The sequence below is a fragment of the Planococcus beigongshangi genome (assembly GCF_016820495.1).
GTDB classification, from domain to species: Bacteria; Bacillota; Bacilli; order Bacillales_A; family Planococcaceae; genus Planococcus; species Planococcus beigongshangi.
Genome location: NZ_JADHDU010000001.1, coordinates 352,831 through 376,689 on the forward strand (window position 1 = coordinate 352,831; position 23,859 = coordinate 376,689).

Genomic DNA, 23,859 nt, shown 5'->3' on the forward strand with positions numbered 1-23,859 from the left:
GTGAAAAGGAGACAGCCATGGGTATTGAAAGTAAATCGAAGGGGAGCGATAGGGGGAGAAAACGGCGTCGTCGGCGGATATCCGCCGATGAGCGATTATATCCGCCATTAACAAAGACACCGCCCGGGTTTATCGCTTTTCGCCCGCGAAAAGCATGCGACCAGGGTGTGGGAGTGAAAAGGAGACAGCAATGGGTATTGAAAGTAAATCGAAGGGGAGCGATAGGGTGAGAAAACGGCGTCGTCGGCGGATATCCGCCGATGAGAAAATATATCCGCCGGTGAAAAAATATATCCGCCATCAGCAAAAACACCGCCCGGGTTTTTCGCTTTTCGCTGGCGAAAAGCATGCAATATGGGGTTGGGGTTGGCAAGGAGGTGGTAGTGGGTTTTAAAGTAGAGCAAGGGGTAGTGATGGGGTGAGAAAACGGCGGCGGCGTGCGATGGGCGTGCGGCGACCGATATCCGCCGATGCGAGAATATATCCGCCACCCAAAACTCACCCACAAAAAAACACCGCTTATCAGGCGGCGCAACAACAAGCTAGTCCTTCAATCGGTAGCGGCGCGCTTTATTATCGCCGGAAACTACAAAATCATATTGCCGCAAAATCTTGTTGGCGACATTAGCTGACTCCAGCGAACAAAAATTCCGCAATTCTTTATTCGTGATCGAGTCATTCACGAAAGTGAAATATTCCTGCAGCGCAAAATGGTGCGCGGTCGTATTCTTGCTGCTGCATTTGCGGCAAATCCAATTCCGATGCCGCCGCACCATCAGATATTCGTGGCAATCCGCGCAGTAAACACCTTTCCGCAAATCCTCATAGCTGATCTGATAAGTTTTGCAAAGCGGCTTCCGGACATAAGGGCTATCATTCAATTCCAGCAAACGCCTGATTTTATTAATATTCAAAGGTGTGCGATCTTGAGGAATGGATTGCAGGAGGTCGTACAGATGCGCATTCATCTGGTAAATCTTACACAGCCGCGCCCCAGGCGGCTTCGAGTGGAAAATGCAGTTGGCAGCCGTATATACAATCAACCCAGTCACCTCCACGTCCAAGCCAAATTGCTTGAACCACAGCGTCAGAAACTGGATATTCTTCTTCAACTGATACACCGGGTCCTGCAGCACCAGCCGCTCACCCTTAGCATTTATGCGAATAAACTCGCCAGTCTCCCGATTGAAATACAGATCATCGCTGACATTTTTTGACTCCAAAATAACGACGCACTTCTCAGTGACGACGAGCCCATCGAATTGCGTCTGCCATTCGCCGAGCTTCAGGCCGATATCCCAAAGTGCAATATGCTCCTCTTCCAGATAAAACTCCCTAAACTGTTTCTGCAGCTTACTTTCCCCGCGTTCACCGGCAGTCTTCCGGTGATGCTGATTTTCCAGATACTTTCTCTGAGGATGCTCCTCAGGCAACCTGTTCATAAAAAATTTGATGGCCAGCGCCGGCGGCAAAAGCTCAATCTTCTCCTTAATAATCGTCACCCCTAACTCTAAAGTAAATAAATTATATCACTAAGAGTGATTTTAGTCAGAAAATTCTAAAATATATAGATGCGACAGGTTTAAAAGGAGTAGAGGGGAGTTAGCGGGGCATGGCTAGCGGCGTGTGGCGGCCGATATCCGCCGATGAGAGAATATATCCGCCATTGAGAAGATATATCCGCCGATAGCCTCGGCAGTCCCAATTATCTCCTCGAAAAACAGCAAAATCGAGAAAATGCCGCCACCGATCGAAGGTTTTGCACTTTCGCTTTTCGCGAAAGCGAAAAGCAACAAATCTGAAGTTGGTTTTGGGTTAAAAGTAGATCGGGGAGGAGTGACGGCGTGAGAAAACGTCGGCGTGCGGCGGCCGATATCCGCCGATGAGAAGATATATCCGTCGATGAGAGAATATATCCGCCGATGAGAAGATATATCCGTCGATGAGAGAATATATCCGCCGTCAAAAAATTATATCCGCCGATAGCCTCGGCAGTCCCAATTATCTCCTCGAAAAACAGCAAAATCGAGAAAACACCGCCACCGATCGATGGTTTTGCACTTTCGCTTTTCGCGAAAGCGAAAAGCAACAAATCTGAAGTTGGTTTTGGGTTAAAAGTAGATCGGGGAGGAGTGACGGAGTGAGAAAACGTCGGCGTGCGGCGGCCGATATCCGCCGATGAGAAGATATATCCGTCGATGAGAGAATATATCCGCCGATGAGAAGATATATCCGTCGATGAGAGAATATATCCGCCGATGAGAAAATATATCCGCCATCACCCAACCCAACCCACACCCCCACAAAAAAGGCCAGAAAGCGCACGCGCTTTCTGGCCTCCCCCTTACTTTAAAACAACCCCATCGCCGATCCATCATCCCCGACATCCATCTTCAATGCCGCCGGCTGCTTCGGCAGACCCGGCATCGTCATGATGTCGCCCGTCAGGCATACCAGGAAGCCGGCGCCAAGTTTCGGCAGAATCTCTCGGATCGTCACCGTGAATCCTTCCGGCCGGCCGAGCAGTTTCGGCTGATCCGACAAGGAGTATTGTGTTTTTGCCATGCAGATCGGCAATGCGTCCCAGCCGTATTTCTTCAACTCGACCAGCTGCTTCTGCGCCTGATCGGTTAATTGTACATCTGCTCCGCCGTACACCTTCTGCACGATCGTCCGCAATTTTTCTTCAACGGAATCTGTTTCGTCGTATAGATGGGTGAAATTCTTAACACGCCCCAATTCCTTCTTCACCAACGCGGCCAATTCCAGGCCGCCCGCGCCGCCTTGTTCCCATACATTCGTCAACGCAATCGCCACGCCGGCCGACGCAGCCCACGCCATGATTTCCGCAATCTCTGCATCACTGTCCGTCACAAATCGGTTCAGTGCCACGACCGGCTCGATGCCGAACTGGCGGATCGTGTCCACATGCTTCGCCAGATTCACCATCCCGCGCCGTACTGCATCCGCATCTTCTTCGCCGAGCAGCGATTTCTCAACGCCGCCGTGCATTTTCAGCGCCCGCACGGTTGCCACGATCACAACGGCATCCGGGTGGAATCCGCCTTTACGCGATTTGATATGCATGAATTTTTCGGCACCCAGATCTGCGCCAAATCCCGCTTCCGTCACCACAATGTCCGCCAGCCGCCGCGCCGTGTTCGTTGCCATCAGCGAGTTGCAGCCATGCGCGATATTCGCAAACGGTCCTCCGTGGATGATGGCGGGCGTGCCTTCGATCGTCTGCACCAAATTGGGTTTGAACGCCTCTTTAAGCAATAAAGTCAGAGCTCCTTCAACACCCAGATCGCGCACAGTGATCGGCAAACGGTCATATGTATAGCCGATCACCATCTGCGCAAGGCGCTCCTTCAAATCAGCCAGCGACGTCGCGAGGCATAGCACCGCCATGATTTCAGATGCCACGGTGATATCGAAACCGTCCTGCCTTGGAATCCCTTGGCCCGGTCCGCCGAGCCCGATCGTGACTTGGCGAAGTGCACGGTCATTCATATCAAGTGCGCGTTTCCAGGTGATCCGCCGGGGATCGATCTGGAGCGCATTGCCCTGGTGAAGATGATTGTCGATGAAAGCGGCCAGCGCATTATTGGCGGAAGTGATGGCATGGATGTCGCCGGTGAAATGCAGGTTGATGTCTTCCATCGGCAGCACCTGCGCAAATCCGCCGCCGGTCGCGCCGCCTTTGACACCCATGACAGGGCCGAGGGAAGGCTCGCGCAATGCGACAACCACCTTTTCATCCATTTGATTGAAGGCATCAGCCAAACCGACTGTCACCGTCGATTTTCCTTCGCCGGCCGGAGTCGGGCTGATCGCCGTCACCAGCACCACTTTTCCGAGCGCCGTCGCAGGCGGCAGTGCATTGGCATCAATTTTCGCTTTGTATTTTCCGTATAACTCAAGCGCCTCGTCTGGAATCCCGGCTCGTTCGGCTATTTGCTGGATGGGTAAAATCTTCGCTTCTGAAGCAATCGTCAAATCCGTAAAGGCCATTCATTTCCCCAACTTTCAATTTTTTCTTCTATTATAACCTGACAGCCAAACGGAATAGAATCAAACCGGTCTTTTTCCAGCAAAAACTCTGACTGCATAAAAAGGGTTTGGGTTGTTGGTTTTGAAGGAGAATGATAGAAGGGAGAGTGGATGTTAAAAAGTTGTTTTTTTTAGTGGTTATTTGTTTGCGAGAGAGGCTTAAAGTCGCAGGAGATTGGGTTTTGAGATTATATCCGCCGATGAGAAAATATATCCGCCGTCGCGTAAAATCGCCTGGGTTTTTTGCTTTTCGCCTGCGAAAAGTATGCAGAATCCGACTTGGCATGAAGTATACGACTCTATGGGGAAACCAAATAAATCCAAAAGAATAAACCGCCGGAAAAACTCCCGGCGGTTTAAAAGTGATCGATCACTGATTTAGTTTACCTTTTTCATTTTCTCTTCTTTTTCCAGATCCTGCAGAAGTTTTTCGCCTTCGATATCGAGGTCCGGCAGAAGCTTATCCAGCCACTTCGGCAAATACCAGATTTTGTCGCCGAACATGGACATGACGGCTGGCACGAAAATCATGCGGATCAGGAATGCGTCGATCAGGATACCGAACGCCAGGGCAAATCCGATCTGCTTGATCATGATGTCATCTGTGAAGATGAATCCGGTGAATACGGAAACCATGATCAAGGCAGCAGCGACCACAACTTTACTCGCTGTTTTATAGCCGGTGACGATTGCCCGGTCGCCTTTTTCACCGTGGATATAGGCTTCGCGCATCGAAGATACGAGGAAGACCTGGTAATCCATTGCAAGTCCATACAATATACCTGTCACCAGGATCGGGATGAAGCTCAATAACGGGCCACCCGTGTCGATCCCGAATACAGATCCCAGCCAGCCCCACTGGAACACGGCAGTCGTAGCACCGAATGTCGCCATGATGCTGAGCAGGAAACCGGCAGTTGCTTTGATTGGAATAAGGATGGAGCGGAACACGACCAACAGAATGAGAAGGGACAGCACCACGATGATCGCGATGTAGATCGGGAACACTTCAGACAATTTCTCCGAGATGTCGATATTGATCGCGGTCAGCCCGGTCACACCGATTTCAGCATTCGTGTCTTCGGTGGCTGCTGCGTCTGTGCGCAGGCTCTCCACCAATTCTTTCGTCGCATCGTCCGTCGGTCCTTCAGTCGGGATGATCGAAATGATCGCAATCGTCCCGTCTTCATTGAATCCGCCCGGAGTCACTTCCGCTATCCCATCAAACTGTGAAATGTTGGCGAGCAATTGGAAGTATTCCTCCGGATTCACTGCCGCTGCGTCCTGGTCTTTCGCAACGACTAATAACGGACCGTTTGAGCCTTCACCGAATCGATCGGAAATGATGTCATAACTTTGCCGCGTCGGTGTATCTTCATTGGCGCTTTCGCCTGAAGGCATGCCCAGGTTCATCTGTGTGACCGGAATCGCAAGCGTACCAAGGACGGCGATGACAAGCAGCACTGCGACCCATTTCATTTTCAAAAGGGTTGTAATCCAGCCTTGGGCAAAGCTCCGTGTGGAAGCTTTTTTCGCTGCTTCTTTATTTCTTGCTTTCACTGTCACAATCCGTTCACCGATCAGCCCGAGCAAGGCCGGGAGAAGGGTCAACGCGACGAGCACGTCGATCAGGACAGTCAGCGCGGCGACGATCGCCATGCTGCTAAGGAATGAAATACCGATGATCACAAGTCCGCTTAACGCGATGATGACAGTCAGTCCGGCGAAGAATACCGCGCTGCCTGCTGTACCGATCGCACGGGCAGCCGCTTCTTTAGCGGACAATTTCTTCTCGATGATCAAATTCCGCTGTCTGTTGACGATGAACAGGGCATAGTCGATTCCGACAGCAAGCCCGATCATGAGAGCGAGTACCGGTGTCAGCGAGTTGATCTCGAACATACTCGACAAAGCTAATGTTCCGCCGACACCTGCGCCGACGCCGATCAATGCGACGACAAGCGGCAAACCGGCTGCGATCAGTGAGCCAAGAGTGAGGACCAGAATAACACCGGCAATCACGAGGCCGATGATTTCATGTGTGCCGCCGATCGGAATATCCACGCCCTGCAGCGTGCCCGTCGGGATGACGGTAATGGAAGAATCTTCTTCCGAAACGGCCGCGGCATCAGCGAGTTCTTCGCGTTCCGCTTCACTCAGATCTTCCGCTGTTTTCGTCAGCTGGAATTGGAAGAGGGCAACCGTGCCATCCTCTGATATCTTGACGCCAGGGACCGGCATCTCCTGTACGACGAACGGGCGATGGCTGACTTCTGGAAGCGGAAGCTGGCTCAGCATGCCCTGCAGTTCCTGCATCTGCGCCATCGCAGCAGGATCCTGCAGCATTTCCATCGGATTTACGACGTGATCCAATGCATAAATTTCGTTCGCCGCCATTGCAAGTGCTGCGGCATTTGCCGGATCGTCAATCGTTTCCCCCTCCGGAACTTCAAAAAGATAACTTCCCTGACCACCGGATACGGCAGGATATTCTTCCGCCAGCTCATCAAGGACATCCTGTGCGGCGGTTCCGTCAATCCGGGTTTCGGAACTCATGTTCACGCCATTCGTTACAATTCCCCCGATGATGACCGCCAAAATGATCAGCCATGCGGCAATGAAAAGCCAAGGCTTTGAGTATGCAGTTTTTCCTATGTTGTATAAAAGTCTCGACACATGTGCAACTCCGTTCTTTAATTGGAATAAATCTTACTTGAATCCTTTGCGTAAGTGGGCAAAAACAATATCCATATACTGATTGAATTCATTGCCTGCTTCGTTTTCTTCATCTTCCGGTAAATTGACATCGAAACTCCCGTCAATGACCGGAAGGACGGCACCGAATACCGCACCCATCAGAATCGGATAATATTCTTCCGGATAATCGCTGCCATACGCATCCGCAATGCCGCGGGCTGCAAAATCCTGCATCTCCATCAGCGCGCCGGTGACATACAGCCGGAGCGTCGGGTGTTCCCGTGACAATGAAATCAGCCCTTTCAGCCGCTTCAATTTGTTGATGGTGAAGCTCCGCCGGATAAAAACTTCGATCGTACTCAGCGGCGTATGGTCTTTCAGCGAAAATGAAAACTGGTCGCCCGGCTCCATATAATCATTCAGGCTCAAGGAATTCGCAATCGCATCTTCCTTGCACGTGAAATAATTGGCGAACGTCCGCCGCGAGTAGCCGGCTTTCACGCCGATATCCTCCACTACAAACCCATCTACACCGTGTTCGACTGCCAGTTGGAAAGCAGCTTCAGCCAAGGCTTGCCGGGTGGCTACCTTCTTCTTATCACGCAACCCATGGTCTGACATATCCTCACCTCATTTTAAAATACTTTAAAGTTATATCACAAAAATGCACAAAGGGCAATTTTTCCCTTTGTGCATTTTGGGGTTTTATTTGTTTACGGCTTTAATGGGAGACTGAAGCAGAAAGAAGCATCAGCCCGCCCGTCAAAAACTAGGGTAATAAGGCATCCGGATTAAGTCTCGCAAACTTGAAATCGGCTCTTCTATAAGAAAAATTGCTTCTATATAATAGCTCCGCCGATGAGAAGACATATCCGCCGATGAGCAAATATATCCGCGATGAGCAAAATGACGGCAGGTTTTGTCGCTTTTCGCTTGCGAAAAGCATGCAATATGGGTTTGGGTTTGCGGAAAGCGGTTGCTGGTTTTTAGAAGTAGGGTGCGGAGAAGTAATGGGGAGAGAGGCGGCTTGGGCGGCGGATATCCGTCGATGAGCAAATATATCCGTCGATGAGAAATTATATCCGCCGATCAGCAAAATGACGCCAGATTTTGTCGCTTTTCGCTTGCGAAAAGCATGCAACATGGGTTTTGGGGGGAGAAAAGCGGTTAATTGGGTTTTAGAAGTAGGTTGCGGAGGAGCGATGGGGGGAGAGGCGGCTGGGGCGGCGGATATCCGTCGATGAGCAAATATATCCGTCGATGAGAAATTATATCCGCCGATCAGCAAAATGACGCCAGATTTTGTCGCTTTTCGCTTGCGAAAAGCATGCAACATGGGGTTTGGGGGGAGAAAAGCGGTTAATTGGGTTTTAGAAGTAGGTTGCGGAGGAGCGATGGGGTGAGAGGCGGCTTGGGCGGCGGATATCCGGCGCTGAGCGAATATATCCGCCGATCAGCAAGATGACGCCAGGTTTTGTCGCTTTTCGGTTGCGAAAAGCATGCAATCTGGGGTTGGGGGTGGAGAAAAGCGCTTATGGGTTTTTAGAAGTAGGTTGCGGAGGAGCGATGGGGTGAGAGGCGGCTTGGGCGGCGGATATCCGGCGCTGAGCGAATATATCCGCCGATCAGCAAGATGACGCCAGGTTTTGTCGCTTTTCGCTTGCGAAAAGCATGCAATCTGGGTTTGGGGGTGGAGAAAAGCGGTTATTGGTTTTTAGAAGTAGGTTGCGGAGGAGTAATGGGGAGAGAGGCGGCTTGGGCGGCGGATATCCGTCGATGAGCAAATATATCCGTCGATGAGAAAATATATCCGCCGATGAGAAAATATATCCGCCGATGAGAAAATATATCCGTCGATGAGCGAATATATCCGCCGATGAGAAATTATATCCGCCGATCAGCAAAATGGCGCCAGGTTTTGTCGCTTTTCGCTTGCGAAAAGCATGCAACATGGGTTTGGGTTTGCGGAAAGCGGTTATTGGGTTTTAGAAGTAGGTTGCGGAGGAGAAGTGGGGAGAGAGGCGGCTTGGGCGGCGGATATCCGTCGATGAGCGAATATATCCGCCGAGGAGAAATTATATCCGCCGATCAGCAAAATGACGCCAGGTTTTGTCGTTTTTCGCTTATGAAAAGCAGGCAATCTGGGGGTTGCCCTAAGTTTTGAAGAGGATATAGGGAGGCTGTCATTTTAAATCAAGATCAGCAAGCTTGCGAGCGGCGTTTTGTGAGGGTTTTCAGGGGGGAAAAGAAGATATCGGCCGTCAGAAAAAGATAGCAGCCTTTCAGCTATCTCCGTTAAAGCTTCGCAACCCGCGCGAAATACGCTATACTAAAAAACGTATTAAAAAAACATAAAAATATCAGAGGAGGCAACTATGACCGACACCCCGATATACTTCTTCAGAAAGATTTCATTCATTGCCATCATCTCGATCCTGTTCTTGGCGTTTACAGCAACGACATCGCTGGCGGCGCCGTCGTTCAAGGACGTGCCGAAAGACTATTGGGCCTACACGGAAATCACTGAACTGGCGGAAAAAGGAATCATCAAAGGCAAACTCGATGGAAGTTTCGCACCAGTGGAACCTGTCACACGCGCGCAGAGCGCGATGATGATCGTGCGGGCACTTGGTATTCCGACAGCCGGCAAGCCGAATCCGAATTTCAGCGATGTGAATCGAAATACTTCCGGCTATGCCGAAATTGCGGCGCTCGTCGATATGGGCGTCTTCATGAAAGCGGAGAAGTTCAATCCCCTGCAGCCTGCTTCACGGGCTCAGATTTCAAAAATTCTTGTCGCCGCGTTTGAGCTGCAAGGAAGCAGCAGTAAAGTAAATGCGTTCAGGGATGTGCCGAAGAACGAATGGTTTTACCCGCATGTTGATAAGCTCGTGGCGAACTCCATTACAACCGGTACATCACCAACCACTTTCAGTCCATATGATAACGTCACCCGCGTACAGATGGCTGCTTTCATCCACCGGATACTTGAAGCCCAGGATCCATCAGCCCTGGACGGCGAAACGGCAATGATGGCTGAAGTTCTTACTTTAGTCAATCAGGAACGGGCAAAAGTCGGCGCACCGGCATTGGCGCTTCATACGGGATTGCAGCGTGCGGCGTTGCTCAAGTCGAAAGACATGGCGGATAAGAATTATTTCGACCACCAATCCCCGACGTACGGCAGCCCGTACGATCTGCTTCGATCACAGGGAATTTCCTTCAGCGCTGCAGGCGAGAATATTGCTGCGGGCCATCGTACCGCTGAAAGCGTCATGGAAGGCTGGATGAACAGCCCGGGGCACAGAGCGAATATCTTAAGCAGCGACTTTACACATATCGGCATTGGAATTTACAGAGGCGGTTCGTATGGGATCTACCATACCCAGCTTTTCATCCGACCTTAATCGTTAAAAGCCGTTTCAGCAGTGAAATGGCTTTTATTTTTGTACTATAGCGATTTGACTATAACGTCGCATTTCGGTATTCTTAACAACTATGTAATAAAAAAAGTTTAATGGAGGCAATATGAAGAAAGCAACGAAAGTATTTTATATCACATTCGCGCTCGTAATATTAACCGTCCTGATCGGGGTTGCCGCGCCGGAACTGTTTGAACGGACAACCGGCAATATCCGCAATTTCATCAACACTGCCTTTGGCTGGTATTATCTGGTCATCATGGCCGTTTTATTGATCCTTGTTTTTGTTATCATTGTCAGCCCCTACGGCAAAATCCGTCTCGGTAAAGACCGTGACCGGCCGGAGTTTTCAATGATCACGTGGCTGGCCATGCTGTTTTCAGCTGGGATGGGAATCGGCCTGGTGTTTTACGGAGCATCCGAACCGCTATCGCATTTCGCGGTCCAACCGGCGACTGCCGAGGCCGGCACCGATGAAGCGTTCAAGGAATCCCTTCAGCGCACGTATTACCACTGGGGGATCCACGTCTGGGCCATGTACGGGATCATCGCATTATCCCTGGCCTTTTTCCAATTCCGGAAAGGTGCACCCGCATTGATTTCTTCCACATTGAGACCGATCTTCGGTGACCGTGTGAATGGGCCGCTCGGAACGGTGGTCGACATCCTGGCCGTGTTCGCAACGGTTTTCGGTGTCGCCACTTCGCTCGGGCTTGGCGCCATCCAGATCAACGGGGGCCTCGCGTACCTGTTCGATATCCCGCAGACGTCATGGATGCAATTGCTGATCATTGGCGTCGTCACTCTCCTGTTCATCATTTCCGCCTGGTCGGGACTGAATAAGGGAATAAAATATCTGTCGAACACCAATATGGTGCTGGCAGTCGTCCTGTTATTGCTCGTCGTGATCCTGGGGCCAACGCTACTGATCATGAATATGTACACAGAAACATTCGGCGCTTACATTCAGAACCTGATCAGCCTGAGTTTCGAGACGGCGCCGCTGAATGCTGAAAATCGCGGCTGGCTTGACGGCTGGACGATTTTCTACTGGGCATGGTGGATTTCATGGGCACCATTTGTCAGCATGTTCATCGCACGTGTCTCAAAAGGCCGTACCATCCGTGAATTTTTAATCGGCGTGGTACTGGTACCGACGCTTTTCGGTTCGTTCTGGTTTGCCGCTTTCGGCGTTACTGCAGTCGATATGCAGAAAAGCGGGATCGACCTGACCGGGCTTGCGATTGACCAGACCCTGTTTGGCATGTTCAATGAAATGCCGATGGGAATGCTGTTGTCGATTCTGGCTATTTTACTGGTCAGCACGTTCTTCATCACCTCTGCCGATTCGGCGACTTTCGTTCTGGGGATGCAGTCGACGAACGGTTCACTTCTGCCAAGCAATCAAATCAAAGTTCTTTGGGGCGTTGCACAATCGATGGTTGCTGCAATCCTCTTGTGGGTCGGCGGTTTGGAAGCTGTGCAAAATACGATCATTGTTGCAGCGCTGCCATTTTCCGTCGTCATGATCCTGATGGTAGTGGCTCTCTTCAAAGCGCTGAATGCAGAAATGGCTTTGATGAAAGGGAAATAAAAACAGTTTTGCTGCATTAGATGCATAAAAAATGATTGCCTTTGATGCCTGTACTTTATCTCTTTTCAGTGAATGGAGATGACGGAACGGGTCAGGGGCAGTCATTTTTTATTTTCTATACAAGCTCTACCCATCCCATCTTAATCGCATGGACAACAGCTTGCGTCCGGTCATTCAGGTCCATTTTCTTTAATATGGTAGAAACATGGTTTTTGACAGTTTTCTCACTGATACTCAAAACTTCACTTAATGATTTATTGGTATGGCCTTCCGACATCAGCTGCAGGATTTCTGCTTCCCTGTAAGTCAGCAGATGGTAAGGACGCCGAATTAAGGATTGGATATAGGCATCCTCGGTTTCACGAGGGATAAGTTTCATATATTCAGCTAAAAATCCGGCTAAAAGATCCGGATGTAAATAAAATCCGCCTTTGACCACCTCTTTAATCGCTGCAGCAATCGAATCTGCCTCCATTTTTTTCAATAGATAACCCACCGCTCCAGCTTTAAAAGCTTTCAGCACCGCATAGGAATCATCAACTACCGAAAAAAGAAGAACGGCCGCTGAGGGATATTGCTGAATGAGGCCCTCCAATGCCTGAACGCTACTTTTGTCCGGAAGATTGAATTCCAGCAGGACAATATCCGGTCTATGCCGCTCATATAAAGGAGCGAGCTGATCCCCATTTTCCCCTTGAGCTACAATATGCAAATCAGGATCCATCTCCAAGATCCGCTTTAACCCTTCCCTGAAAAGGGGGTGCGGATCCACAACCAATATGTCGATTTGTTTTTGAGAGAGCTTCACAAATATAAAACCTCCAGTTCTTTTATGCTACTATTAATATTACTTAATACCTATTCCTCTATTTTAGACTAATAAACCTATATTGTTGCCATTTTCTATCAAATAATTGGTTGGTAATAAAATAATATAGTTTTTTTCGCTTTTTCAAATCGTAAAGATGAGGTGAGAAGAGGGTATGGCGGCGGATATCCGCCGTTGAGAGATTATATCCGTCGATAAGCGAATATATCCGCCGATGAGAAAATATATCCGTCGATCAGCAAAATGACGCCGGGTTTGTCGCTTTTCGCTGGCGAAAAGCATGCAATATGGGTTTTGGGGTTGGAGAAAAGCGGTTATTGGGTTTTAGAAGTGGGGTACGGAGGAGCGATGGGGTGAGAAAGGAGCTTCGTCGGCGGATATCCGCCGATCAGCAAAATGACGCCGGGATTGTCGCTTTTCGCTGGCGAAAAGCATGCAATCGAGCCCGCCCCGGATTGCAAAACCCCACTAATGGGTATGGGTAGTAGAGACCAAACAATAATCACGATAAGAAGGTGCCCAAGATGAGAGTGAAAAAAGCGATTATCCCGGCAGCGGGACTCGGGACCCGTTTCCTGCCTGCGACCAAAGCGATGCCGAAAGAAATGCTGCCGATTGTGGATAAGCCGACCATCCAATACATAGTGGAAGAAGCGATTGCGTCCGGGATCGAAGACATCATCATCGTGACCGGGAAAGGGAAGCGGGCTATTGAAGATCATTTCGACCATGCTTTCGAATTGGAGGAAACTTTGCTCCGTAAAGGCAAGACTGATATGCTGGATTCCGTTTTACAGACCTCGAGCGTCGAAATCCATTATATCCGCCAGAAGCAGCCGCTTGGTTTGGGGCATGCCATCTGGTCGGCGCGGAAATTTATCGGCGATGAACCTTTTGCCGTGCTACTCGGCGATGACATTGTTGAGAATGACGCGGAGCCTGGCCTTCTTCAATTGGTGGATCAATTCAATAAAACAGGCCAAAGTGTCATCGGCGTCAAACAGGTATCGGAAGAAGATACACAGCGCTACGGCATCATTGATCCGGGAGCGATTGATGGAAAACTGATCGATGTCAATAAATTCGTGGAAAAACCCGAGCCAGGAACGGCTCCTTCAAATTACGCCATTATGGGGCGCTATGTGCTGACGCCGGAAATCTTCAAGTTTTTAGCTGAACAGGAACCGGGTGCCGGTGGAGAAATCCAACTGACCGATGCCATCCAAAAATTGAATGAAGTGCATTCTGTCTCCGCCTATGAATTCGATGGCCGCCGGTTCGATGTCGGTGAAAAATTCGGGTTCATTGAAACGACGATCGAGTTTGCGTTGAAGCGTCCGGAGCTGAGAGGGCAGTTGCTTCAGTTGTTCAGAGAGAAGCTGGATGAGGAAGAAAGAAATAAATAATAACCCAAAAGGTGCAATGCGGATATCCTCCCGCACTGCACCTTTTTCCATCCTCCACAAGTTCAATTCACCAACGCCGCTTCAAAAAACTCCTTATATAACTCCTGCAAGATTTTCGTCTCATCCTGTTTCAATACGCCGAATACCAGACTGACTTCGGATGAACCCTGGTTGATCATTTCGATATTGGCGCCGGTCCGGGCGATGGCAGTGGCAGCGCGGGCGGCTAGGCCCGTCGTCAGTTTCATGCCTTCGCCGACCAGCACGACCATGGAGAAATCTTTGCGGATATAGACTTCGTCGGCGTGCAATTCGGATTTGATGCGGCCGGTGATGCGCGCTTCTTTTTCGGGAGTCAACCGGTGGCTGCGGATGATGACGGATAAATTATCGATGCCGGACGGAATATGTTCATACGAAATTTCGTCATCTTCCAGAATCTGCAACAGTTTCCGGCCAAAACCGATTTCCCGGTTCATCAGATACTTGCTCACATACAAGGTGGAAAAACCGCTGTCGGCTGAAATTCCCGTCACCGGACGCCGGCTGTAATCGCGCTCCGCGACTATCATCGTGCCGGGAGCGGAAGGGTGGTTCGTGTTCTTGATGCAGACAGGGACGGATGCTTTGAAGGCAGGCATCAGGGCTTCGTCATGAAAAACGGCAAATCCCGCATAGGCGAGCTCGCGCATTTCCCGGTATGTCATGGAGTCGATTTCAACCGGATTTTGAATGATATGCGGGTTCGCCGCAAACACACAATCGACGTCCGTGAAGTTTTCGTATAAATCGGCTTTTACAGCTGCCGCCAATATGGAACCGGTGATATCCGATCCACCGCGGTCGAATGTCCGCAGGACGCCGTCTGCCGTGTAGCCGAAAAATCCGGGGAATACGTGGATCGTCTCAGAATCCTCTAGCGCCGCGAGCCGCTCATATGATTCCGGCAGCGCCTGTGCCCGTTCCGGCAGATCATTCACGACCAGTCCGGCATCCTGCGGATTGAGATAAGCGGCTTTCATCCCGAGCGAAGTGAAGTACGCGGCGATCAGCTTTGCCGAATTGTCTTCACCGCTCGCTTTGATGCAGTCCATATAAAGTTCTTCATTGGATTTATCCCCAGCCAGCCGGTTCAGCAGGTCGATTTTAATCGAATCAAGGATGGCACCGTCCAGATTCAATCCGTCTGCAATTTCGGAATAGCGTTCCCACACCCGCTTCAGCGGCGCTTCCACCGCTTGGCCGGCAAGTGCGGCCTGGCCAAGGCTGATCAGCAGGTCCGTCACTTTGATATCCCCGACGAACCGTTTGCCGGGAGCGGAGACGACGACGATTCTGCGGCTTGGATCGCTTTGGATGATCGCCGTCACTTTTTGGATTTGCTGGGCACTTGCTACGGAAGTGCCGCCGAATTTACATACCTTCATAAGATCAAATCCTATCTTTTATTAATTGTTTAAGGGTTGTTTAAAGATTAATATAATACTATAATGTCCATGTACATAAAACAAATGTATTTTTACAGTGTACATAGTACAGGGGGGATCGTCAATGAAAAATGCAATTTCAATCGGATTATTAGGGTTTGGCACAGTCGGTCAGGGAGTCGCAAAAATTCTGCATCAGCACCAGCAGGATTTGAACCATAAATTAGGCGCAGAAGCGATCATCAAAAGAGTGCTGATTAAAGATAAGAACAAAGAGCGGATTACCACACTTGATCCTTCCGTCTTTACTGTTGATATAGATGAAATCCTGAATGACCCTTCCATCGATATCATCGTCGAAGTGATGGGCGGCATCCAGGAAGCGGAAGCTGCGATTGAAGCGGCATTGAAATCCGGTAAGCAAGTCGTGACAGCCAATAAAGATGTGATGGCGGAATCGGGCAATGAGTTGATGAAACTGGCTGATGAACAGAAATGCGACTTATTCTATGAAGCAAGTGTGGCTGGCGGCATTCCGATCATCCGGACATTGCAGGATGGCCTAGCATCCGACCGCATCACCAGTCTGATGGGCATCGTCAACGGTACGACGAACTTCATCCTGACGAAAATGAAGAAGGAGAATATGACTTACGATGATGCGCTGGCTGAAGCGACGCGACTCGGCTATGCGGAAGCTGATCCGTCTGCAGATGTAGACGGTTTGGATGCTGCCCGGAAAATGGTCATCCTGTCTTCCTTGGCATACTCGACAGTTGTCGATCTTGCAGATGTGCGTGTGCGCGGCATGAAGGAAATCCGTGACGGCGATTTGGAACTCGCTGCTCAGTTCGGCTATACGATGAAAATGCTCGGCTCCTCCAAAAAGGATGAGGCCGGAATCGAAGTGGCAGTGGAGCCGGTTTTGCTTCCGGATTCTCATCCGCTCGCATCAGTCAACAACGAATTCAACGCTGTTTATATCCACGGGGATGCAGTAGGCGAAACGATGCTTTACGGTCCCGGCGCCGGTTCACTGCCGACCGCGACATCGGTCGTATCGGATATTATGGCAGCCTGCCGCAATCTCCAGCTCGGAGTCAACGGCAAACGTGGCCATGCGCCGCAGCATGAACGGGTCCTCAAACCGGACAGCCATTGTGATGCGAACTATTTCTACCGGCTGCTGATTAAGGATGAAGTGGGCGTGCTGGCCCGTATCACTAATATTTTCAGCCATCAAAATGCCAGCCTCCAGTCGGTCATGCAGCATCCGTCAGAAACTGGAGACCACGCAGAATTGATTTTATTGACCCATCGGATTTCAAGGCAGCAGCATCTGAATGTTATTGGAAAATTGGAAGGCATAGCTGAAATCATCAGCCATTACCGCGTTGAAGGGGAGGAATCAGCATGAGATGGCCAGGACTGATCGAACAATATAAAGAATGGCTGCCGGTGACAGAAAAAACGCCGGCGCTCACGTTGCAGGAAGGAAACACGCCGCTGGTCCACCTGGAGAAATTATCCGCAGAATGGGGCATCCGCTTATATGCGAAACTGGAAGGGGCAAATCCGACAGGCTCTTTCAAAGACCGTGGCATGGTGATGGCGGTGGCGAAAGCGAAAGAAGAAGGCAAAACGGTGCTGATCTGTGCATCCACCGGCAATACTTCCGCGTCCGCTGCAGCATACGGTGCGCGGGCAGGCATGCGGACGATCGTCGTCATCCCGGAAGGACGCATCGCCCTCGGGAAATTGGCGCAGGCTAAAATGTACGGCGCTGAAATTCTGGAGATCAAAGGGAATTTCGACGAAGCGCTGCGGATGGTGAGGGAAGTCGGACAGGAAGCGGGCATCGCGCTCGTGAACTCGGTCAATCCGTATCGCCTGGAAGGGCAGAAAACGATTGCGTTCGAAGTGATCGACCAATTGGGGGCTGTGCCGGACATCTTCGCACTGCCGGTCGGCAATGCCGGCAACATCTCTGCGTCCTGGAAAGGGTTCAGTGAATATGCGGCGAGAACGGGGACGAAACGTCCGGAACTTCTTGGTGTGCAGGCGGCAGGAGCGGCACCGATCGTCCATAAGAAAGTCGTCGACAATCCCGAGACTGTAGCGACAGCCATCCGCATCGGCAACCCGGCGAGCTGGCAATTGGCACTCGGTGCACTGGAGGAGTCGTCCGGAACTATATTGGCGGCGACGGATGAAGAAATTCTGGAAGCGTATCAACTGCTCGCATCAACTGAAGGGGTTTTCGCAGAGCCCGCATCCTGTGCTTCAATTGCGGGGATCAAAAAGCAGGTGGAAAACGGCTTGCTCGCAAAAGGGGCGACTGTTGTGGCGGTGTTGACGGGCAATGGCCTGAAGGATCCGGAGACGGCAATTTCCGTCAATGAACAGAAGGCGATGCTGATGCCGGAAGATATGGAGCGGTTTTGGGAGGAGTTAAAGAAAGGGGTGGAGGTATGAGCGGTAAAGCCTTTTCGGTAAAAGTGCCGGCATCCACTGCCAATTTAGGTCCAGGCTTCGATTCAATTGGTCTGGCGCTTGACCTTTACTTGACTGTGCATGTCTCAGGAGCGTCCGTTCCATCGGTTGAATATCTGGATGAAAATTATAGCTCCCTGTCTGCCGGATCCGATAATTTATTGTTCACTACCATAGAATTCACCGCAAGCCGCTACAGCAAAAAGGTGCCGCCGGTAAAACTTGAAGTCGAAACGGAGATTCCGCTCGGCAGAGGCCTCGGCAGCAGTGCATCCGCCATAGCGGCAGGAATTGAAATCGCCGATCGGCTGCTCGACCTGGACTTGTCGATGCAGGAGAAGCTTGAAATCGGCACGGAGTTGGAAGGGCATCCGGATAATATTTCGGCCTCTCTGCTCGGAGGATTGACGATTTCTTATTGGGACGGGGAAGGGCTCACTGTCAGCCATACAGCGGCAGTGGATATTGGGGTCATCATTCTCGTGCCGCCGTCAGAATTTCTGACTTCCGAGTCGAGGGGATTATTGCCCGGTGAATTATTGTATGCTTCGGCTGTTCGGAGCAGCGCGGCGGCCAATGTATTCTCGGCAGCAGCAGCGCGCGGTGACTGGACAACGGCAGGACGGATGATGGAAAAGGATGAATTCCACGAACCTTACCGCAAAAACCGGTTTCCGCACTTTGATGATATCCGGGAACTGTGCACGGAAAACGGTGCCTATGGGTCAGCCATCAGCGGGGCAGGGCCCTCTCTATTCATCGCCGTAGAACCAGGCCGGGAAGATGGATTATCCGAACTGCTGGAAAAACGCTTCCCGCATTACGGATGCCTGGTGACCAAACCGGCTGGCAAAGGAATAAAATATAGTGAAAAGGTGATTTGAAGGAGGACAGTCTATGGAAAATCATGGACTGTTTTGCTCGAGGAGGAATATGCCCTGCTTCTATTGAATAAGAACTGAATGCGGAAATTTGCAGGAATTCATTATAAATAGAGGATCCAGTGTTAAGAAGCCGTTTCATCAACTATGTGAGGAGTGGTTCCATTGACAAAAGAGAAATTCATCGAAGTATCGCCTGGTATTGAACTTTCCGTGAAAGATGCGGGGAGCGGGGATGCACTTGTGCTTATTCCTGGCTGGACATTCGGGGCAGATGTATTTCACCAGCAAGTCGAATATTTTTCGAAAACGCATCGGGTGGTCGCGATCGATCCGCGCAGCCAGGGAAAATCGACCATTTCGCTGCAGGGCAATGATTACGTAACACACGCCCGGGATGTAGCCAAAGTGTTGGAAGAACTGGACCTGAAGAATGTGACACTGCTGGGCTGGTCATTCGGTTGTCTGACTGTCTGGGAATATGTAAGGCAATTCGGTCTTGAAAATGTGAAAAAGGCCGTTCTAGTCGACTTGTCGCCGAAGCCGTTATCTATCGACCATAAAAACGACTGGGTCGAAGGTTCGCTGGATGATATCGCAGGTGCCTATACTTCGTCTCTTCGTTCACCGGCAGGGCAACGGGCGTTCATCACCGAATATGCTACTGAAGTGATGGTGCAGCGGGAACTGGATGCGGCCGAATTGGACTGGCTGGTCGGGGAGTCGATGAAGACACCTTATTATGTGGCTGCCAACCTTTTTGCAGCGGGGATGTTTTCCGATTACCGGGCGGAAGCGGAGCGGGTGAACAATTCGATTCCTGCACTGACTGTCGCAGCCGAACATTGGGGAGAAACAGCGCGTGCCTTTATGGAACGGACGGCGCCAGGTTCTCAACTGGAAATTCTCGGCGGCCATTTGATGTTCTGGGAACATCCGGATCGTTTCAATGAGCTGCTTGAAACGTTTTTGAATAAAGAAGAATAAGATACATGCATTTTATAAGCATGGAGCTCTGTAATTTCAGAAATGAAATCGGGGTTTCATGTTTTTTTGTTTTTACCTGAACATCGTAAGCCCAAAAACCACGTTACTTTTAAAAATTTAGCGAAAAAAATTTTAGAAAAAACATTATTTCATCCTACTTTTAAGTAAAGCTGCGCGAAAATTAGTTTATATCAGAAGCTTCTTTTAACAAGAAGTGGTACATAGCGGTCCTTTGCAGCATTTTTCCTTTGATTGATAAAAAGTGAAGCTGGGCATAGGGTGGACCAGCTTCAAAAAAGCGAATGAATGCTTGCTCTTCTTACTATTGTATTATTTTGAAATGTCTTCCATTTTAAATTTAACGTTTTATGAATAGAGGTCTGACAACGCAAAAGTATAGGAGAAAAATAGTATGATTTCAGAATAAAAAGAGTATTTTATAAGTACTTTACATTTTTTGGGCTGTCATATAGGTTTATTGTAGTTTTAAAAGTTTATTACTTAATAATTTTTTGCTCGTTGCCATTGGAATTTTGTGATAGTAATTACAAATAAATAATGGGTCAGTCAGGCAGTTAAAAGGAGTGGGCGGAGTGACAGGCACGGATCCCCAGGTAATGACAGAAGATAAGGCGATCGGAATTATAGCTGCTGAAGCGGAGCCAAGTTCCGAGTTCGAGCTATTAATAGAAAAGCGGATGTTTAAAATTAGCGGTTTTGGCGAGAACAGGCATGGGGGGACAACGGACATTTCAGTTCCTTTGAGATTATTCCATGATGGGCGAGAAGGGGATAATGAGGCCATCGTCTTTTTGCTGGCAGAAGAATTGCCGGTTTTCATACAGGCTTTGATCGATCATCCGATTTTGCTTCCAACCAGTTATTCGCAGCAAGTGAGCATGGAGCGGGGCATGTCCTGCCTGCAGCTGAAGACGCGAGAGCCTTTCGAGGATTTCAAGGCACGCCTTTTTAAAGCGCTTACAAAGCTGGGCTGAAAATCCATTTGCTGGAGTTCCAACTGCTGAATTACGGATTTTTTATAAGATTTACTATACCCGAGGAGGATGAAAAGAATGACTGTTTTCACAAAAGAGGAAAAAAGATTCGATGCCATGCCTAAAAATTACCTGCAGGTGTATAAGGAATTCATCAATGGCTATAAACAATATAAATTGAACAAGGTTTCACAGTCCATGTCCATGACGGCTGCGAAACAATCCAAATAAGTGTCCGATAGTCTCTGAGGAGCTGAATCCGTATACCGATTCAGCTCTTTTTCTGCAACGAAAATTTAGAAGAATGGAAATATCGTTTCGGTAAGGAATTGTGTCTCTAACTGTTGGCTATTGGGCCGGCGACGCGGTATCATTAACGTAACTGCTGAAAAGTATTATGGTGCAGGAAAGTTTATCATATACCAATCAGCTGACAGGTTTCATAACCAACTACCGGAGGGGGACTGGCAATTGTCTTATCAATTACGAAAAAACTTTAAGCTGTTCACCTTGAATTCCAACCCAGAGCTTGCTGCAGAGATTGCGGACCACCTTGGCTGCCAGCTTGGAAAAAGCTCCATCACCCGTTTCAGTGACGGGGAAGTACAGATCAACATTGAAGAAAGTGTCCGCGGAGCGGATGTCTTTTTAATTCAGTCGACTTCACAGCCTGGCAATGAAAATGTCATGGAACTGCTGATCATGATCGATGCATTGAAACGGGCATCGGCAAACTCGATCAACGTCGTCATTCCGTATTACGGTTATGCGCGACAGGACCGGAAAGCTGCATCCCGTGAGCCGATCACTGCAAAACTGGTGGCCAATATGCTGGAAAAAGCAGGGGCGACCCACATCATCACGATGGATCTGCATGCACCGCAGCTTCAAGGTTTCTTCAATATGCCGGTCGATCAATTACTTGGCGGCACGATTTTGTCGAAGCATTTCACGGACAAGGCATTGGATGATGCAATTGTCGTTGCGCCAGATAATGGCGGTCTGGGCAGAGCACGGAAACTGGCCGACCAGCTGGATGTGCCGATCGGCTTTATCGATAAGCGCCAGATGAAGCCGGATGAACCTGAAACGGTGAACATCGTGGGAGATATCAAAGGCAAAAATGTCATCATCATCGTTGATATCGTCGATACGGCAGTGACTGTTTCAGCAGCAGCCGATGTGCTGATCGAAAACGGTGCGAAAGCGGTCTATGCCTGCTGTACACATGCCGTCCTATCCGGCCAAGCGGTTCAAAAACTCGAAAACTCGGCACTCACAGAATTGATCGTCACCAACACCATTCATGTGCCTGAAGAAAAACGCATCGAGAAACTGACGATACTTTCAGTTGCGGCATTGTTGGCGGAAGCTATTGAACACGTCCATAACGAAAAGCCGGTAACCCCTTTATTTGAATAAAACATGAGTGTTAGCCGCAGCCATCCCAAACAGGGGAATTGGCTGCGGCTTTTTAGTTTTCAATAGTATGAGTATGTGATGGATTTATAAAGTGAAACTTGTTGACTGCAGGTGGTAGGGAAGAAGCAAATCTTAAACCGAAAGCTGATGACAATTGAATAATTCAGCGATACTCAGAGAATGATTGAAAAGCCAAAGTTCAAAGTAAAATTGTTTCTTTTAGTAAATTGTATCTGCAGACTTTCATTAGTCGGTGATGCTGTTTTAAATTTGAGTTCCTTCTATAGCATATATAGAAAAAACGCTTAAATAGACTGATTATTCAGGTTTATATATGTCTATTTTCGGTAAACAGGTTTATGATAAAGGTAAAGGAGGAGGAGTAATTATGGAAGCAACATTTGCGCTGATTCCCATGCTGATCCTTTCGCTGATCGCCGTAGTCGCTATCCTGGCTTATTTTTTCCTTCACCAATGGCCGAGTAAATAGAAAGACTAACGAATCCTGGTTAGAGCAATATAAGATTGTTGCGCCAGAAATCTGAGGATTTCCGGCTTTTTTCTATTTAAGAAGTTTAAATTTCTATCATTGAAATACTTTTAGTCAGAGGGTTATGCGTGCCGCAGTTAAGCAGGATATGGTAAAGTAAAATGGACACAATCAGTTAGATTAAAATGTGCAAGAGAATGTGAAAAAGAGTTTGAACCGAAAATATTAAAATAGAGAAGGTGTTATTGATGCAAATAAAAAAAGCGATAATTCCGGCTGCGGGGCTTGGGACCCGATTCCTGCCGGCTACCAAAGCGATGCCCAAAGAAATGCTTCCTATTGTCGATAAGCCTACTATCCAATATATTGTTGAGGAAGCTATTGCTTCCGGTATTGAGGATATCATTATCGTGACTGGTAAAGGTAAACGGGCAATCGAAGATCATTTCGATCACGCTTTTGAATTGGAAGAAACCTTATTGAGAAAAGGGAAAACTGATATGCTGGATTCTGTTTTACAAACATCCAGTGTGGAGATCCATTATATCCGTCAGAAACAGCCGCTTGGTTTGGGGCATGCAATCTGGTCAGCCCGTAAATTTATCGGAGATGAGCCTTTTGCTGTCTTGTTGGGTGATGATATTGTAGTTAATGATGAACCTTGTTTAGCACAGTTGATGAAGCAGCATGAAATTACAGGTAATAGCATCATAGGTGTGCAGCAGGTTTCTCATGAAGATACAGATCGATATGGTATCATTGATCCGGTTACAGTGGATGGCAAATTAATCAAAGTCAATAAATTTGTGGAGAAGCCTCCAGTGGGCACTGCTCCTTCCAATTACGCAATCATGGGAAGATACATATTGAACCCTGAGATTTTTGACCTTCTTGGTGAACATCAGATCGGAGCAGGGGGAGAGATCCAGCTGACTGACGCCATCCAGAAGTTAAATGAACTCCAGTCTGTTTATGCTTATGAATTCGATGGCCAGCGTTTTGATGTGGGTGAGAAATTTGGCTTTATCGAAACTACCATAGAATTTGCACTTAAGCGCCCGGAGCTTAGAGATAAGTTGTTGGAGTTGTTTAAAGAAAAGCTTCAGGATGCCGAAATTCAAAAATGAAAATCCCTTGCACGAGCTTTTTGGCTCAATGTGCAA

At 49.0% G+C, this 23,859-nt stretch carries 18 protein-coding genes; 12 read left to right on the top strand and 6 right to left on the bottom strand.

Going from position 1 to position 23,859, the window contains the following annotated elements; translation table 11 throughout:
• The first annotated feature begins 190 nt into the window (after positions 1 to 190).
• Positions 191 to 394, top strand: coding sequence for a hypothetical protein (locus tag IQ294_RS01630; protein WP_203332273.1), 204 nt, complete (start codon positions 191 to 193; stop codon positions 392 to 394).
• Between the two features lie 148 nt (positions 395 to 542).
• Here the strand turns inward: IQ294_RS01630 and IQ294_RS01635 are convergent, their stop codons facing one another.
• The 4 genes from IQ294_RS01635 to IQ294_RS01650 all read right to left on the bottom strand — a co-directional run bounded on the left by IQ294_RS01635 (position 543) and on the right by IQ294_RS01650 (position 7,371).
• Complete coding sequence (locus tag IQ294_RS01635) at positions 543 to 1,502, bottom strand: NERD domain-containing protein (protein ID WP_203332274.1); 960 nt, start codon at positions 1,500 to 1,502, stop codon at positions 543 to 545.
• Between the two features lie 847 nt (positions 1,503 to 2,349).
• Complete coding sequence (locus IQ294_RS01640; protein ID WP_203332275.1) at positions 2,350 to 4,014, bottom strand: formate--tetrahydrofolate ligase; 1,665 nt, start codon at positions 4,012 to 4,014, stop codon at positions 2,350 to 2,352.
• Between the two features lie 417 nt (positions 4,015 to 4,431).
• A complete protein-coding gene (locus IQ294_RS01645) occupies positions 4,432 to 6,729 on the bottom strand; it encodes an MMPL family transporter (RefSeq protein WP_203332276.1) in 2,298 nt (765 codons plus the stop codon).
• A 33-nt stretch (positions 6,730 to 6,762) separates the two neighbouring features.
• Positions 6,763 to 7,371, bottom strand: a complete 609-nt coding sequence (locus tag IQ294_RS01650; protein ID WP_203332277.1) for a TetR/AcrR family transcriptional regulator — start codon at positions 7,369 to 7,371, stop codon at positions 6,763 to 6,765.
• Between the two features lie 1,754 nt (positions 7,372 to 9,125).
• On the opposite strand from IQ294_RS01650, the gene IQ294_RS01655 reads away from it, so the two are divergent.
• Both IQ294_RS01655 and IQ294_RS01660 read left to right on the top strand, forming a co-directional pair.
• Positions 9,126 to 10,157, top strand: a complete 1,032-nt coding sequence (locus tag IQ294_RS01655; RefSeq protein ID WP_203332278.1) for an S-layer homology domain-containing protein — start codon at positions 9,126 to 9,128, stop codon at positions 10,155 to 10,157.
• Positions 10,158 to 10,278: 121 nt separating this feature from the next.
• Positions 10,279 to 11,766, top strand: a complete 1,488-nt coding sequence (locus tag IQ294_RS01660; RefSeq protein ID WP_203332279.1) for a glycine betaine uptake BCCT transporter — start codon at positions 10,279 to 10,281, stop codon at positions 11,764 to 11,766.
• 115 nt (positions 11,767 to 11,881) lie between these two features.
• Here the strand turns inward: IQ294_RS01660 and IQ294_RS01665 are convergent, their stop codons facing one another.
• Positions 11,882 to 12,574 carry a response regulator gene (locus IQ294_RS01665; protein WP_349291313.1) on the bottom strand — a complete coding sequence of 231 codons (693 nt, stop codon included), beginning with the start codon at positions 12,572 to 12,574 and terminating at the stop codon, positions 11,882 to 11,884.
• Between the two features lie 545 nt (positions 12,575 to 13,119).
• Here IQ294_RS01665 and galU (IQ294_RS01670) point away from each other — a divergent pair.
• The gene (gene galU / locus IQ294_RS01670) at positions 13,120 to 14,001 is read left to right on the top strand and encodes a UTP--glucose-1-phosphate uridylyltransferase GalU (RefSeq protein WP_203332280.1); all 882 of its coding nucleotides are present in this window, start codon (positions 13,120 to 13,122) and stop codon (positions 13,999 to 14,001) included.
• A gap of 62 nt (positions 14,002 to 14,063) precedes the next feature.
• On the opposite strand, the gene IQ294_RS01675 is transcribed toward galU (IQ294_RS01670), so the two are convergent.
• The gene (locus tag IQ294_RS01675) at positions 14,064 to 15,428 is read right to left on the bottom strand and encodes an aspartate kinase (protein ID WP_203332281.1); all 1,365 of its coding nucleotides are present in this window, start codon (positions 15,426 to 15,428) and stop codon (positions 14,064 to 14,066) included.
• 124 nt (positions 15,429 to 15,552) lie between these two features.
• On the opposite strand from IQ294_RS01675, the gene IQ294_RS01680 reads away from it, so the two are divergent.
• The 8 genes from IQ294_RS01680 (at position 15,553) to galU (IQ294_RS01715) (ending at position 23,823) form a co-directional block, all read left to right on the top strand.
• On the top strand, positions 15,553 to 16,845 hold the full coding sequence (locus IQ294_RS01680) for a homoserine dehydrogenase (protein WP_203332282.1): 1,293 nt from the start codon (positions 15,553 to 15,555) through the stop codon (positions 16,843 to 16,845).
• Positions 16,842 to 17,903 (top strand): threonine synthase, encoded by a 1,062-nt coding sequence (gene thrC, locus IQ294_RS01685; protein ID WP_203332283.1) that lies wholly within the window; start codon positions 16,842 to 16,844, stop codon positions 17,901 to 17,903. The genes IQ294_RS01680 and thrC overlap by 4 nt, the downstream gene beginning before the upstream one ends.
• Positions 17,900 to 18,805 carry a homoserine kinase gene (thrB, locus tag IQ294_RS01690; protein WP_203332284.1) on the top strand — a complete coding sequence of 302 codons (906 nt, stop codon included), beginning with the start codon at positions 17,900 to 17,902 and terminating at the stop codon, positions 18,803 to 18,805. Before thrC ends, thrB begins: the two co-directional genes overlap by 4 nt.
• A 162-nt stretch (positions 18,806 to 18,967) precedes the next feature.
• Positions 18,968 to 19,789, top strand: coding sequence for an alpha/beta fold hydrolase (locus IQ294_RS01695; protein WP_203332285.1), 822 nt, complete (start codon positions 18,968 to 18,970; stop codon positions 19,787 to 19,789).
• A 593-nt stretch (positions 19,790 to 20,382) separates the two neighbouring features.
• Positions 20,383 to 20,784 (top strand): hypothetical protein, encoded by a 402-nt coding sequence (locus IQ294_RS01700; protein WP_203332286.1) that lies wholly within the window; start codon positions 20,383 to 20,385, stop codon positions 20,782 to 20,784.
• A 78-nt stretch (positions 20,785 to 20,862) separates the two neighbouring features.
• Complete coding sequence (locus IQ294_RS01705) at positions 20,863 to 21,015, top strand: hypothetical protein (protein WP_203332287.1); 153 nt, start codon at positions 20,863 to 20,865, stop codon at positions 21,013 to 21,015.
• A 240-nt stretch (positions 21,016 to 21,255) separates the two neighbouring features.
• Positions 21,256 to 22,206: a ribose-phosphate diphosphokinase gene (locus IQ294_RS01710; protein WP_203332288.1), complete on the top strand. Its 951-nt coding sequence runs from the start codon at positions 21,256 to 21,258 to the stop codon at positions 22,204 to 22,206.
• Positions 22,207 to 22,944: 738 nt separating this feature from the next.
• Entirely contained in the window at positions 22,945 to 23,823 is an 879-nt protein-coding gene (gene galU, locus IQ294_RS01715; RefSeq protein ID WP_203332289.1) for a UTP--glucose-1-phosphate uridylyltransferase GalU, read from the top strand.
• Positions 23,824 to 23,859 lie beyond the last annotated feature (36 nt).